Consider the following 14316-nt stretch of genomic DNA (forward strand, 5'->3'; position numbering starts at 1 on the left):
GAGGTGAGCGGAGTGGCGCACGATTATTTGAAATACGTATCCAGCATGCAGTCCGCTTCCCTGCAGGATCTGATGCGGGAATACGGGACGGAAGTATGGAATTACGCGTTTCTGTTGACGAAAAGCCGGCATGTGTCCGACGATATCGCGCAGGACGTGTTTTTACAGGCGTATCTTCACATTTCTTCCTTCCGAGGACAATCTTCGGTGCGGACGTGGCTTTTTACCATTACGCGCAACAGGGTCATTAACTATAAACGGTCGGCGTTTTTCCGCAAAGTGACGCTGCTCGATTTTCTCTATCAAGCGCCAAGCGCTCCTTCCGCGGAGGAGCAGTTTATGAAGCGTACGTATACGGACTCGATCTGGGAATCGATCATGAAGCTTCCTCCGAAATACCGCGAAGTGCTCCTTATGGATGCTCAGTACGAAATGCCGCTGGCGGAGATTGCGCAATTGCTCCGCGTCTCGATCGGGACCGTAAAATCCAGATTGCACCGAGCCCGGGCCAAAATGAGGACGCTAATGGAGGAGGCTGAGAGCGTTGAAGGAAGCTAAACCGGAATGGTATGCGAGGTTAAAACGAGGTCCGTTCGAGGGAGATGTCTTCGATTCGGAGCTGCAGCGGGAAGTGGAGGCGCGTGCTCAGTCGGGGCAGAGGGGAAGAACGGGGAAGACGAGAAGGACGGGAAGAACGCGTCTGAATATAAGGGCGGTTTCTCTGGGCGCTGCGGCGGTCTTGCTCATCGTGTTGGCCGCTCTCGCGACGTCGGGAAGACCGTTCGATTCGGGCCGCCAGGCGAGCATCGGAGGCGGAGGCGGGGAGGAGCCGACGATATCGTTCGGATATGCCATGGACCAGTTGCGGCTCGGGATGACGCAGGAGGAGGTTCTGCAAGCGCTCGGCGACGATTCTGTAGGCCTGTCTGTCAGTAGAGATTTCTCGCAGGAGCATAGGGAGGATCCAAACGATATGTCGACGTGGAGCGCAGTCGATCTATGGCGTTACGACTTCGGCGTCCGGGACGGGTATGAGGTGCGACAGGGTAATGGAGTCGACAATCTTGAGGATGCCTTCGATCTCGACGGAATACGTAGCGGAGAGATCGAGGCGCAGCTGATCATTAATTGGAGGGACCGGAAGGTGGAGCGCGTCATCGCCAAAATGCGCTCCGGCGATGGGACAATCGGCACAACGCGTCTCGGGCCTGTCATCGAACACGATGCGCCTCTGGCGGTGGAGGAGCCGCCGGAAGCAGAGCCGAAGGCTTCCGATAGCTCGCCGGACCCGGAGCTGCCCGCGCCTAACGAGGGGATTCGGGCTGTCGGGAGCTCAGGTGCAGGACAATTCCAGCTGCGGCCGGTGAAATCCGGCGACGAGAGCGTTCAGACGCTTGGAGCGCCGAGCTGTCTCGGGCAGGAAACGGATGCCCACTTCTTCGGAGATTACGAGCTGTTTTTCCATCGACCCTCTGGCGAAGAGACGGTTGTGCAAAGTTTCGAACAACTGGAGATGATCTGGAAAGGGAATGAAACTCTCGAGTTTAGGCAGCTGGAGTTTGCGGATATGGAGCTATTTTTGTTCCTTCCTCGTTACACCGATTGCCACGCTCTGGAATTTTATGCTTACGGTGTCGACAAAGCTACCGGAGAAGCATCCAATTATACATTCAGAGACGGAGAGAACGATCTGCCCTATTGGAACACGTCCCCGCAGGAATTGCCGAAGATTGAGGACGGCATGTTGGTTGTAGAAGGGGGCAGATGGGCCGGGCAAGACGGCGCGGTGCGCTATACCTTCGAGCCTGTTCCCGACAAACATCAGCTCCGATTGGCAGATGAAGAACGAATTCCTTGAAAGTTGAGGAGTTCGTTTTTTTTCTCGAAGTCGGCAAATTGAACAAAAACAACGGTTTTTTGCCTTCAGATGTGCGTTTGCGGGCTTCATAATAAGTATATAAGCAAACATTTACTTAGGGCGTGTATGCAAAATCTGCTGTCCTCGGAGTATGCATACACGCCCCGGCGTGGCTGCCGGTTGACCCGAGCGAGTCCGAACCCGATACTGCCCAAGGAGCTGAAGCCATGAAGCTGCGAGAGAACGACCACGTGGTGGGCTACGCGTTCGCCGCCCCGTTTATCCTGGGGTTCCTGCTGTTTATCGTTTATCCGGTTTTTTCATCCCTTTATTATTCGTTCACGAATTACAACCTGCTGGAGGCGCCGAGCTGGGTCGGCTTCGATAACTACGCCAAAATGTTCACCGACGACGAGAAGTACGCCAAGTCGATCTCCGTCACGCTGAATTACGTGCTTGCGAGCGTGCCGCTCAGACTGGCTTTCGCGCTTGGCGTGGCGATGCTGTTGAACAAGGCGATTGCGGGCATCGGGCTGTACCGTTCCGCATACTACCTTCCGTCACTCATCGGCGGCAGCGTGGCCGTCTCCATTCTGTGGTCGCAGGTGTTCGGCGACCAAGGGCTGGTCAATTCCGCGCTTGGCCTGATCGGTATCGAATCCAACACGTCATGGATCGGCAATCCCGGCACCGCGTTATGGACGCTGATCGCTCTATCCGTCTGGCAGTTCGGCTCCTCGATGCTCATTTTCCTGGCGGGACTCAAAAACATCCCGAAGGACTATTACGAGGCGGCCAGCGTAGACGGCGCGAACAAGGTTCGGCAGTTTTTCAAAATTACGCTGCCGCTGCTCAGCCCGATCATTCTGTTTAACCTGATCATGCAGACGATTTCCGCCTTTATGACATTTACGCCGGCCTACATCATCTCGCGTGGAGAAGGCGGTCCGCTTGACGAGACGCTGCTTTACTCCCTGTATCTGTACAAGCGGGCATTTACGTTTTACGAGATGGGCTATGCGTCGGCGATGGCTTGGGTGGCGCTGATCGCGATCGGCCTCGTGACGCTGCTGATCTTCCAGTCCTCGCGCTACTGGGTCCATTACGAATCGAAGGGGGACAGGTGACATGGCAATCTCGCGCAGACAATGGAAAACGATCTCCTATCATCTACTGGTCGGTTTTCTGGCGCTTGGCATGATCTACCCGATTCTGTGGCTGGTCGCCAGCTCGTTTAAGCCGAACGACGAAATTTTCACGACGGCGTACAGCTTAATCCCCAGCTCTCTGGAATGGGGCAACTACGCCTCCGGCTGGGCGGGCTTCGCCGGCAACTCCTTCGGTACGTTCTTCAAAAACTCGTTCATCATTGTCATCCTGTCGACGATCGGGGCGGTGTGCAGCTCGGCTCTGGTCGCCTACGCGTTTGCGCGGATTCCGTTTTTCGGTCGCGGCCTCTGGTTCGGGTGCATGATGCTGACGCTGATGCTGCCTCGCGACGTGACGATTATCCCGCAGTACATTATGTTTTCGGAGCTTGGCTGGCTGCAGTCGTTTAAGCCGCTGATCGTGCCGCAGTTTCTCGGCATCCCGTTTTTCATTTTCCTGATCATGCAGTTTATCCGGACGGTGCCCGCCGATCTTGACGAAGCGGCCAAAATCGACGGCTGCAGCAAATACGGCATTTTCTTTAAGGTCATTCTGCCGCTGATCGTTCCGGCGATGATGACGTCGGCGATCTTCTCCTTCTATTGGACGTGGGAGGACTTCATCCATCCGCTGCTGTACTTGAACCAGCCGGAGCTATACCCGGTGTCGCTGGCGCTCAAGCTGTTTCTGGACGGGGAGTCACTGAACAACTGGGGCGGGATGTTCGCGATGTCGACGCTGTCGCTCGTACCGGTATTCGTTATTTTTTTCACCTTTCAGAAGTACATCGTCGAAGGCATCAGCACAAGCGGTTTGAAGGGGTAAACTACATTGGGAGGAGCAGAGGATATGCCGACATTGCAGTTTAACGACGACGAAATCAGAGAGGTAGTCGATCGGGTGGTCGAGCGGACGTTCCGCATGGATTTCAGTTGGGATTGGCCCGGAGGCGTGGCGTTCTACGGAGTATGCGAGGCTTACGCGGCTACGGGGAAAATGGAGTATCTGGAACGGGTCAAAGCCTGGGTCGATGAAAATAGGGAGGATGGCCTGCCGAAGCTGTCGGTCAACGGGGTGTCCGTCGGCCATTCCCTGCTCACGCTGTACGAGGCGACGAAGGAGGAACGATACATCGAGACGGCGCAGGAGATGGCGGAGTTTCTGACGCACGACGCTCCGCGGTTCGGGGACGGCATCTTCCAGCACACCGTCAACTCGGAGACGTACAACTTCCCCGAGCAGGCGTGGGTAGATACGATGTTCATGGCGGGCTACTTTCTGCTGCGGATCGGCAAGCTGCTGGGTCGCGACGATTACTTCAACGACGGCTTGCGCCAGTACCACGGGCACGAGAACGTGCTGCAGGATTCGCGCACGAATCTGTATTACCACGGCTGGGACAACATCGCGGGCAATCATATGTCCGGCGTGCATTGGGCGCGCGGCAACTCCTGGGCGGCACTGACGATGACGCGGGCGCTGGACATCGTGCCGGTCGACCTGCCGAACTTCATGGTCATCGAAGGCTCGCTGCGCGATCAACTGAGCGCGCTCGCTCGGCTGCAGGACGAGTCGTCCGGCCTCTGGCACACGATCCTCGACGATCCGACCTCGCCGCTGGAGACGTCCGGCTCGGCCGGCATCGCCGCCGCGCTGCTGTCGAAGGGGCGACTGTACAACAAGATCACGCAGCGCTCCATCGACGGCATTCTGGCCCGCATCGCCGAGGACGGCACGGTAACCGGCGTATCCGCCGGAACGGCGGTCATGCAGAACGCCGACGGCTACAAGGGCGTGCCGGACAAGCGTATCCAGGGCTGGGGCCAGGGCTTGACGCTGGCTTTTCTCGCCGATGTTCTGAATGTGCGGAACAATCCGTATTGAGCGCGGAAGAGGCTGTCCCTAAACAGAGTTTGAAGCCACTTTAGTGACATGCAATTGTTACCGGGGTTTATTTGTACGGTTTTTCCGACAAACGTCCGTCGTTTAAGCCTGGATCGAGTTGTTTTGTACGGTTTTTCCGACAAACGCCATCTCGTTTAAGCCTGGATCGAGTTGTTTTGTACGGTTTTTCCGACAAACGTCATCTCGTTTAAGCATGGATCGAGTTGCTCTGTACGATTTTTCGTACAAACGTCTGTCGCTTAAGCCTGATTCGAGCTACATTGTACGAATTTCCGACTAACTTCTCTGCCTAAGCTGATATGAGCAAAGAGATCCGCCGTAAAAGTTCAATTTCTAATCAAGGAGCACGCCTTATTGCGAGCGCGGAGAGATCATAAGACCGGACCCTGCTTCATCCGACGATTCGACCGGCTTTTCCCCTTTGCCGTCAAGAATAAGCTGCCCTTTGTTCTGAATGAGATCCAGCGCTTCGGCGGCCGTTTGTTTGCCTTTTTCCGTTGCGGATAGCTCTGTCGAGATCAAGTTGATAAGCTGCGTGAACATTTCGTTGGGGATTTTCTCGTAATCCCTGTAGACGGCATCTTCCTTGGGCGAGAGGGCGTAGAAGGCTTGCAGATTGCGTCCCTCTTCGTCGGAGACGAATTTCGTCCTGGCCATGAAGCTGCCAGGTCCTGCCTTTGATTTGACGCGGGCGAATTCGTCCCCGTTGACGTAAGTAATGAATTTCCACGCCGCCTCGATGTTCGGGGATTGGGCGTTGATGGCCAAAATCTGATCCACCGACGTCAAACTGCTGGAATTCGGATTTTTCGGATCGACGGGTACAGTAACGAGGCCCCAATTTTTTACGGCTTTGTCCTTGAGCGCGGTTTGCGCTTCTTTAATCTGGGAGATCAGGTAGCTGCCGTCGATGGCCATGGCCGTTTTCCCGCTAATGAAAGGGTCTTGCAGTAGATAGTCCTCATAGGTTGTGAAGTTCTGCTCGTTCGGATTGCTAACGTACAGATAGCCGGCCTTCATTGCTTTGTCGGCCATTTCCACCGTCTGTTTCCACGAATCCGAATTCGCCGTCATCTTTTTGCCGGAGCCGTTGAAGTAGCTCAGATCGAGCGAGCCTCCGATCTGCCTGGTCAGGCTCGTCAAATCGGTCATATAGTCGGGCTTCAGGCCGTATATGCGTTCGCTCGGTTCTCCGTCGGTCGGAAACCGGGCCGCCAGCTGCAGCAGGCTCTCCCAACTCATGCGGTCCTCCGGCAGCGGAACTCCGTATTTCTGGAACAGGTCTTTATTGTAAAAGACGGCACGAGAATAAAATTCCGGAGCCAGCCCTTGCAGCTTGCCGTCGCTTAGCCCCTTTATGTAGTCCAAAATGCCTGGCGCGATGCCTTCGAGATCGAATTTATCCTTCGCGGCTCTCGCTTCGAGGTCGAACAGATAGCCTTCGCCCGCCAATTGTTTGTATTGAGGGCCGTTCAGCATTAACACGTCCGGTTTCTTCTCCTTGATGAATTTCACCATGGCGTCATTGTATGTCTCTCCGTTCTTGGGTTCGATGCCGTTCGTCGACACAACCTCGATTTCGATCTCCGGATGTATGGCCGAAAACAGCATTCCGTACTGATAATAAAATCCATCCTCCGAGTAGAACATCACCTTTACCGCCGTCGTCTCCTGCGTCTCCGCCTTCGGCGCCGCGCTGCAGCCCGCCAGCAACGACACTGCGAGGCCTAGCGACACCGCCATCTTTTTACTCATTGAATAACTCCCTCATTCCTATGTCGTTTCGTTCTACCTGAGTGTAGATGGGAAAGTTAAACAATTTCTCTATAATTCCTTAAGTTCTTCTTAATGTTTTTTATCGCAAGCTTAAATTTTTTCGGCATTTCACGAATTCTCCCAAGGCTCGAGTAACGAGGACGAGTTGCCAATCGCTGCCTCCTCCATGCATAATGGACGATAAGAGGTGAGGCGAGTGCTGCGGATTTTGGCCGTTATGGACGATGGACGACTCAGGGAGGACATTCCGCTTGAAGAGCTGACGAATGGGGATGTCAGTTGGTTCTGGGTCGATTTCGATTGTCCGAAGCCGGAGGAGATCGAGCTGCTGGACAGCTATTTTCATTTTCACCCTCTAGCGATCGAGGACTGCCAGCATTTGCTGCAGCGGCCAAAGGTGGACCATTACGAGGAGACGAATTTCTTCGTGCTGCATTCGCTGCATCCGGAGACGCTGATGGCGGAAGAGGTCGACTTTTTCCTCGGTCCGAGAGGGATCGTCACGTTCCATCTTGCGCCTTCGCAGGAAGTCGAGGAAGCGTGGAAGCGTATGCTGGATCCCAATTTTCGCCGGGGAAGGGATCACAACTACGTGGCTTATCTGCTGATGGACAAGCTCGTGGACAATTTTTTTCCGACGCTGTACAAGATAGAGGATCAATTAAACGAGATAGAGGATCAGGGAGAAAACAGGGTCGACTTGCAGCGGATGACGGAGCAAATCTACGATATCCGGGCGGATCTGCTGCGCATTCGCCGAACGGTGATTCCGATGCGCGATCTGTTGTATCGGCTGCTCAATTCCGATAAAATTCCCGGAGTCAAAGAGCATCACGCTTATTTTACCGATATTTACGACCACCTGCTTAAACTTACCGAGATGATTGAATCCAATCGCGAGATGACGGCCGACCTCCGGGACAGCTACGATTCCTTGCGCTCCAATCGAATGAATTCGATCATGAAGACGCTCACGGTGATGACGACAATTTTCATGCCGCTTACATTTATTGCCGGAGTGTATGGGATGAACTTCGTTAACATGCCCGAGCTGGAGTGGAAGGCGGGCTATTACATCGTGATCGGAGTCATGTTGGCGCTTGGTCTCGGCATGTACGTTTGGTTCAAACGCAAAGGCTGGTTCGACTGAAAGGGGGAAAGTCCGTGAATCGGGAGCTGCAGCAATTCAAGGCGGAGTTCTTTAAGGCGCTTGCGCATCCGCTGCGCATTCGGATTCTGGAGGTGTTGTGCGAAGGGGAGAAAAACGTCAACGAAATCCAGGCGGTGCTCGGGCTCGAGGGATCGGCGGTGTCGCAGCAGTTGGCGGTGCTTCGCGCGAAAAACGTCGTTAGCGGCGTGAAGGACGGGACGAACGTCATCTACTCGCTGCGGGACCCGCTGATCCGGGAGCTGCTGGAAGTCGCCAAACATATCTTCGATAATCATCTTGTCGACGCGATTTCGCTGCTGGAGACGATCAGAAGCGAGTAAACGCGCGCTAAACGAGGCTAATCGCCGAACGGCGAACATGGCCTCGTTTTTTATATGCCGCAGCGGGTTAAACTCGCTAAAAACGGGGCAAATCCATTTTGACTTTCCTCGGCCAGACTCTTATATTCAATATATTCAAATAATCAAATATTCAAAGATAAGAAGGGTTATAATGAAACTGCAAAGGTTGGGGAGATTTGCGGGTTACAATGTCGGTTCCTTGCGCCGCGATCTGCTTTCCGGGCTGATCGTCGGCATCGTCGCCATTCCGCTCGGTATGGCGTTCGCGATTGCGTCGGGCGTGAGCCCGCAATATGGGCTGTATACGACGATTGCGGCAGGCGTGCTGATCTCGCTGCTTGGAGGCTCGAGGTTTCAGATCGGCGGCCCGACGGGAGCGTTCGTGCCGGTGCTGCTAATGATCGTGCTGCATTATGGGTACGAAAATTTGCTGTTAGCCGGGATGATGGCGGGCGTCATGCTGCTGCTGATGGGGCTGTTCAAGCTGGGGGCGCTCATCCGCTATATCCCCAGGCCGGTGACGCTGGGGTTTACGGCAGGCATTGCAGTCATTATTTTCTCGGGTCAAATTCCCGGCTTTCTAGGGATGGAAGGGCTGGAAAAGCACGAGCGGTTCCTGCCGAATATGAAAGAGATCGCGACGAATCTGTCGCTGATCGACGGCTACAGCATTGCGACGGCGCTCGTCAGCCTGACGGTTATTTTACTTGTGTCGCGGTATGCGCCAAAGCTGCCTGCGTTGCTCGTCGGGCTGCTCTCGGCCACGCTGATCGCCAGTCTGCTGTTCGACGGAAGCGTGGCGACGATCGGGTCCGCCTACGGCGCGATTCCGAGCGAGCTGCCGGCCTTCCACATGCCGGAAATTACGCTTGAGCGCATCGAACAGCTGCTGTATCCGGCTTTTGTTATCGCGATGCTCGGCAGCATCGAGTCGCTCCTGTCCGCCGTCGTTGCGGACGAGATGACCGGAACCCGGCACGACAGCAATCGCGAGCTGATCGGCCAGGGCATCGCCAACGTCGTTACGCCGTTGTTCGGCGGCATCCCGGCGACGGGCGCGATCGCCAGAACGGCGACGAACATCAAGTCGGGAGCGGTTAGTCCCGTATCGGGCATCGTTCATGGCGTTGTCGTGCTCGCCGTACTGCTGCTGTTCGCGCCGCTTGCCTCCCGCATCCCGCTTGCCGGCATGGCTCCGGTGCTAATGGTCGTCGCATGGAAGATGAGCGAATATCGCAGCTTCGCGAAGCTGCTGCGCACGAAGACGGGAGATTCGCTTGTGTTGGCCGCGACATTTCTGCTGACGGTGTTTATGGACCTGACGGCTGCCGTTACGGCCGGCCTTGTGTTGGCGGTCGTACTGTTTGTGAAGCGAATGGGCGGGATGATCAAGGTCGACAAGGTGCTGCCCGATCGAGTCGCCCGCCATGGCAAGGTGGCGCCCGAAGCGGTGACGGAGCAGCGGGATTGTCCGCAGATCCGCATTGCTACGGTGGAGGGCGCGCTGTTCTTCGGAGCGGCGGAGTCGTTCGGACGTGCGCTGCATGAAACGGTCAGACAGTCGCATCGCGTGCTGCTTATCCGAATGGGGAAGGTTCCGATGATCGATCTGACGGGGGAAGCCAATCTGGCCGCGCTTGTCGCGGAGTTTCGCAAGGTTGGCGGAGTCGTGCTCGTGTCCGGCATTCAGGAGCAACCGCGCGAGGTGCTGGAGAGGACGGGGCTCGCGGATATGATCGGGCGCGAGCGGTTTTTCTCGCATACGGGCGAGGCGATTGGCTATGCGCTGACCTGCCTGGACAAGGGAAGATGCGTCGGCTGCCGGCAGTTTGCTTTTCGCGAATGCGCGGAGCTGTCGGAAGAGCAGGCTGTACGCTCGGCAGGGAGCGTCGGCGCTCAGAACGCGGTGAGAATGATTTAAGTGCTGGAGTCGGAGTTTCTGAACGAATATATTTAAGCAGGGATGCCTCGGATCATGTTACCTTCTTCTTCCTCTGGATGCACTGGAACTTCCGGAGGAAGAGGCCTCGTCCTTCTTCTTGGATTTGCCCGCCGCGCCAAGCAGCTTGGCCAGATAGCCGTTTTTTCGGGCTCGATTAGCGTTTGCGGCCGTCTCCTTTTCGGCATTTTCCGAATTGCCGCGATTGGAGTAGCCGATCATCTCCAGAGCTGCCGCAAGCATCGCAAAGTCCGGCCAATCTTCTCCATCCTCGTCAAGAGAGTCTTTGTCGGTAATGTCCAAGGCCGTCTCGTCTTTGCCGATGAACTCGGCGCTCATCCTCTCGGCAGGCATCCGTTTCCTCTTCTGTTCTTCCTCAATTTCCGTTTCGTTCTTCTCATTTTCGCTGCCGGGAAGGCGGCCGATGTATTGTCCGTTCGAATTGCGCGGCTCCTGGGCTCCCGACTGCTGCGGAATGTAGCCTCCCGATTCGTTTCCGGGGGCTGCTGCACCCGTTGAAGGGAATTGCTCGTAGGCTCCCCTGCTGCTCGGGCCGGACGACGGGTCCAGCTCTTCTGTCATCTGCTGCATGGCAGCCCCTTCGCTATACATGGCGCGGAGCATCTCTTGATTGCCGACGGAAGGCAGTATGGGCTGCTGCCGTTGTAGATGCAAGCCTACCGTAGGCGCATTTCTCTGCTGCCTGTGAGACCCGATCTTCGGCGATCCTCGGCTTCCGGTCACGGGCAGGCGGTCTGACACGGCATTGCTTCGATTACGCGTCATGGAAACCGTCTCCATTTTTCAGATATGCTTTCATCGTACTTTTTTTCGCGATTGTCCGCAATCTTTTTCAGGTGGAAGCAGTTCGGTATACCGTATGAATTGAAGGTACAGGAGCTAATTGCGTGGCAGGGTATGCAGCCTGCGGTTCCACATTTTAAATACGGCGGATCTCCCGCTTTATTTTCGGCTGCTGGTCATATTCGGGGCGATTAAAGCGGCTTTCCCGGCTTATTTTTCGGAAAATCAGCTTTTCCCGTAATTAAAAAGGAGAATCCGCTTTATTTTCTGTGAAATAGAAGATTTATCCTATATAAGGCGGAGTTTCCGCTTTGTACATTTATCATGCCTCTGGATCATCTTGGCGAAGGTTTCTCTAAAATAAGTTTTGCTGCCTCTCAAATGTTGTCAGTCCGGCTGCTTCAGCATCGTATTGACATAGTAGAGGTTCTTTTCAGGCACAGAAGCTGTGGAAAGCCCGGGTCGAACGCCTACTTGTCCACACCCCCGTCGCCGCTTCGGCATAAGTAATAGGAGTTGCTGTCGGAACGTCGTCCGCATGGACGGGAGAGGGGGAGGCTAACCCTTGAAAGTCGTCATACTCGCCGGGGGCTACGGCACGAGAATCAGCGAAGAAACGGCGGTGCGGCCCAAGCCGCTCATCGAGATCGGGGACAAACCGATTTTGTGGCACATTATGAAAATTTATTCTCATTACGGGTTTTGCGACTTCGTGATCCCGCTTGGCTACAAGGGGGTTCTGATCAAAGAATATTTCGCCCACTACGATCTTCATGAATCGGACGTGACGTTCGACTTCTCGGCGGGGGGGAAAAGGCAGATACATCAGCGCTTGACCGATCCGTGGAAGGTGACGCTGGTCGATACCGGCAAAGACACGTCGACGGGCGGTCGAATCTCCCGACTCGGCGCCTACTTGGCGGACGGTCCGTTTATGTTGACTTACGGGGATGGGGTCAGCGACGTCGATCTGGCCGAGTTGGTGAAGTTTCATCGTTCGCACGGCAAACTGGCGACCGTGACCGCCGTGCAGCCGGGAGGAAGATTCGGAGCGCTGCGACTGGGCAAGGAGGGGGTCGTGCAAGGCTTTCGGGAGAAGCCGAAGGGCGATGGCGGTTGGATGAACGGAGGTTTCTTCGTGTTCGAGCCGGAGGCGCTGGCTTACATGGGAGGAGACGATACGATGCTGGAACAGGAGCCGCTGGAAAGCTTGGCTCGAATAGACCAGCTTGTGGCTTACCGTCACGAAGGGTTCTGGCATCCCATGGACACGCTGCGGGATAAAATGTCGCTGGAGACGCTGTGGAAAACCGGCGGCGCGCCGTGGAAGGTATGGCGGTCATGAAGGCGGCCAAGTACATCGTGGATTACTTGGTGCGGCAGGGCGTTACGCACGTGTTCGAGATGGCGGGCGGGGCGATCGCTCATCTGCTCGACGCACTGGCCGAACGCGAGGACATCGCGGCGGTGTCGATGCATCACGAGCAGGCGGCTGCGTTCGCCGCGGAGGGATATGCGCGAGCGAGCGGCAAAGTCGGCGTGGCGATGGCGACGAGCGGCCCGGGAGCGTTAAATCTGCTGACGGGAATCGGCAGCTGTTATTTCGACTCCGTTCCTTGCGTATTCCTGACCGGGCAGGTGAACACCTACGAATTCAAGTTCGACGATCCGGTGCGTCAGAACGGTTTTCAGGAGACCGATATTGTGAGCGTTGCGCGCCCGTTGACGAAGTATGCGACATTGGTTACGGATGCGAGCAGGTTGCGCTTCGAGCTGGAGAAGGCGTGGGCGATCGCGCGATCGGGCCGGCCGGGGCCGGTGCTGCTCGACATCCCCATGAACGTGCAGCGCGAGGATGTCGATCCGGAGCTTATGGAAGGGTATTCGGATTTGGCTGAAGAAGAGGAAATCGGGTGTACGCTTTCGGTAGAGGAAGTAAGACAGGCTGCGGCAATGCTGCGCGGCGCATCGCGGCCAATGGTGCTTGTCGGCGGCGGCGTCCGTTCGGCAGGAGCAGTGCGAGAGCTGAGGGCATGGCTTGCCGAGACTGGAATTCCGGCTGTCTGTTCGCTAATGGGACTGGATGCGATCGAGACGGACTACGAGTGGAACTTGGGACTCATCGGTTCATACGGCCATCGATACGCCAATCTGGCCGTGGCCAACTGCGATTGCTTGCTTGTGCTCGGCTCCCGACTGGATACGCGGCAGACGGGTACGCGACCGGAAACTTTTGCCCGCGGGGCCAAAATCATTCAAGTGGAAATCGATCGGGCGGAGTTGGGCAGGAAGGTAAAGCTTGATTTGGCGATTCGCGGCCATCTGAAGCCTTTTATGAGCACGTTGGCAGCGGTATGGGGGGAGGAGGCGCAGAAGGGGGATTGGTTACCCTGGAAAGACAGGCTAACGCGCTATCGAAAGAGATATCCGACTGGGACGTTTGGAGGATCGGGGAGCAAGATTGACTCGAGTCGGCTGATGAAAGCCTCGGATCGTGACATTGATCCGAATCGGCTGATGGAGCGTCTTGGGGAGGCGCTTGGCACGGATGCGGTCATTTGCCTGGACGTCGGGCAGCATCAGATGTGGGCGAGCCAGTCTCTACCGGTTGAAGGCGAAGCAAGGCTGCTGAACGCAGGCGGTATGGGGGCGATGGGTTTCGGTCTACCCGCCGCGATCGGTGCGGCGTTCGCCTTGCCCGGCAGAAGGATAGCGCTCGTGGCCGGGGACGGGGGGATGCAGGTCAACATTCAGGAGCTGCAGACGGTTGTTCATTGGCGGCTTCCGATTTCTTTCTTTGTGTTGAACAACCGTTCCCTAGGTATGGTGCGACAATTTCAGGATTTATATTTTGCGGGGCGGCAGGCCTCTACAGTATCCGGATACAGTTGCCCCGACTTTGTGAAGGTGGCGGAAGCCTACGGCGTTGCGGGGGCAAGGGCGGCCTCCTGGCCAGAGCTGAACCGGCTGCTGGAATCGTTGACTGCCGCGTGCATCGGCGATCCTTTTGTGGCGGAGATCGCCGTTTCTCCGAACGCAGCCGTACATCCGAAGCTCGGCGTAAGCCGCCCGATCGAGGATATGGAGCCGCTATTGAGCAGACGCGAGCTGCATCGTCAGATGATCGTGCCGCCCTTGGAGGAGCCGTAAGCCGGACTTCGGCTTACGGTTTTATTAAGAAAAACCGTCAGGGAAGTTCACCCTGACGGTCCTTGTCGTTCATACACCGATATTGCACTTATGAGTTACATACATCTTCAATTCGGTACTCGTGCCCGTGGATCCCTTTGTAGTATTCCGGATACATGTTTCCTCCACATTCTTCACACGTGAATTGTGGTGGGTCCAGCGGATCTCCTCCATCCATGGCATC

At 56.0% G+C, this 14316-nt stretch carries 12 protein-coding genes; 10 read left to right on the forward strand and 2 right to left on the reverse strand.

What is annotated here, in order from left to right:
- Positions 1-12: 12 nt before the first annotated feature.
- The 5 genes from J4772_RS28710 (at position 13) to J4772_RS28730 (ending at position 4891) form a co-directional block, all read left to right on the forward strand.
- The gene (locus J4772_RS28710; protein ID WP_209072494.1) at positions 13-558 is read left to right on the forward strand and encodes an RNA polymerase sigma factor; all 546 of its coding nucleotides are present in this window, start codon (positions 13-15) and stop codon (positions 556-558) included.
- Positions 545-1858, forward strand: a complete 1314-nt coding sequence (locus tag J4772_RS28715; RefSeq protein WP_209072495.1) for a hypothetical protein — start codon at positions 545-547, stop codon at positions 1856-1858. Before J4772_RS28710 ends, J4772_RS28715 begins: the two co-directional genes overlap by 14 nt.
- 227 nt (positions 1859-2085) lie before the next feature.
- Positions 2086-2985 carry a carbohydrate ABC transporter permease gene (locus J4772_RS28720; RefSeq protein ID WP_209072496.1) on the forward strand — a complete coding sequence of 300 codons (900 nt, stop codon included), beginning with the start codon at positions 2086-2088 and terminating at the stop codon, positions 2983-2985.
- Position 2986: 1 nt separating this feature from the next.
- Complete coding sequence (locus tag J4772_RS28725) at positions 2987-3832, forward strand: carbohydrate ABC transporter permease (RefSeq protein ID WP_209072497.1); 846 nt, start codon at positions 2987-2989, stop codon at positions 3830-3832.
- A gap of 24 nt (positions 3833-3856) precedes the next feature.
- A complete protein-coding gene (locus J4772_RS28730; protein ID WP_209072498.1) occupies positions 3857-4891 on the forward strand; it encodes a glycoside hydrolase family 88/105 protein in 1035 nt (344 codons plus the stop codon).
- A 372-nt stretch (positions 4892-5263) separates the two neighbouring features.
- Here the strand turns inward: J4772_RS28730 and J4772_RS28735 are convergent, their stop codons facing one another.
- On the reverse strand, positions 5264-6667 hold the full coding sequence (locus J4772_RS28735; protein WP_209072499.1) for an ABC transporter substrate-binding protein: 1404 nt from the start codon (positions 6665-6667) through the stop codon (positions 5264-5266).
- 217 nt (positions 6668-6884) lie between these two features.
- On the opposite strand from J4772_RS28735, the gene corA reads away from it, so the two are divergent.
- The 3 genes from corA to J4772_RS28750 all read left to right on the forward strand — a co-directional run bounded on the left by corA (position 6885) and on the right by J4772_RS28750 (position 10121).
- A complete protein-coding gene (gene corA, locus J4772_RS28740; RefSeq protein WP_116063637.1) occupies positions 6885-7838 on the forward strand; it encodes a magnesium/cobalt transporter CorA in 954 nt (317 codons plus the stop codon).
- A 14-nt stretch (positions 7839-7852) separates the two neighbouring features.
- Complete coding sequence (locus J4772_RS28745) at positions 7853-8179, forward strand: ArsR/SmtB family transcription factor (protein ID WP_116063636.1); 327 nt, start codon at positions 7853-7855, stop codon at positions 8177-8179.
- A 172-nt stretch (positions 8180-8351) separates the two neighbouring features.
- Positions 8352-10121, forward strand: a complete 1770-nt coding sequence (locus J4772_RS28750) for a SulP family inorganic anion transporter (protein WP_371822770.1) — start codon at positions 8352-8354, stop codon at positions 10119-10121.
- 57 nt (positions 10122-10178) lie between these two features.
- Here the strand turns inward: J4772_RS28750 and J4772_RS28755 are convergent, their stop codons facing one another.
- Positions 10179-10925 carry a hypothetical protein gene (locus J4772_RS28755; RefSeq protein WP_209072500.1) on the reverse strand — a complete coding sequence of 249 codons (747 nt, stop codon included), beginning with the start codon at positions 10923-10925 and terminating at the stop codon, positions 10179-10181.
- Between the two features lie 583 nt (positions 10926-11508).
- Between J4772_RS28755 and rfbF the strand changes: the two genes are divergently transcribed.
- Together rfbF and J4772_RS28765 are read left to right on the forward strand one after the other, a co-directional pair.
- Entirely contained in the window at positions 11509-12288 is a 780-nt protein-coding gene (gene rfbF, locus J4772_RS28760) for a glucose-1-phosphate cytidylyltransferase (protein WP_209072501.1), read from the forward strand.
- The gene (locus J4772_RS28765) at positions 12246-14093 is read left to right on the forward strand and encodes a thiamine pyrophosphate-binding protein (RefSeq protein ID WP_247740882.1); all 1848 of its coding nucleotides are present in this window, start codon (positions 12246-12248) and stop codon (positions 14091-14093) included. The genes rfbF and J4772_RS28765 overlap by 43 nt, the downstream gene beginning before the upstream one ends.
- Positions 14094-14316 lie beyond the last annotated feature (223 nt).

The organism is Cohnella sp. LGH (genome assembly GCF_017671885.1).
GTDB lineage: Bacteria > Bacillota > Bacilli > Paenibacillales > Paenibacillaceae > Cohnella > Cohnella phaseoli.

Coding starts and splice junctions, on each gene's coding strand:
- J4772_RS28720 (WP_209072496.1), top strand. CDS start 2,086: ATGAAGCTGCGAGAGAACGACCACGTGGTGGGCTACGCGTTCGCCGCC.
- J4772_RS28725 (WP_209072497.1), top strand. CDS start 2,987: ATGGCAATCTCGCGCAGACAATGGAAAACGATCTCCTATCATCTACTG.
- J4772_RS28730 (WP_209072498.1), top strand. CDS start 3,857: ATGCCGACATTGCAGTTTAACGACGACGAAATCAGAGAGGTAGTCGAT.
- J4772_RS28735 (WP_209072499.1), bottom strand. CDS start 6,667: ATGAGTAAAAAGATGGCGGTGTCGCTAGGCCTCGCAGTGTCGTTGCTG.
- J4772_RS28750 (WP_371822770.1), top strand. CDS start 8,352: ATGAAACTGCAAAGGTTGGGGAGATTTGCGGGTTACAATGTCGGTTCC.
- J4772_RS28755 (WP_209072500.1), bottom strand. CDS start 10,925: ATGACGCGTAATCGAAGCAATGCCGTGTCAGACCGCCTGCCCGTGACC.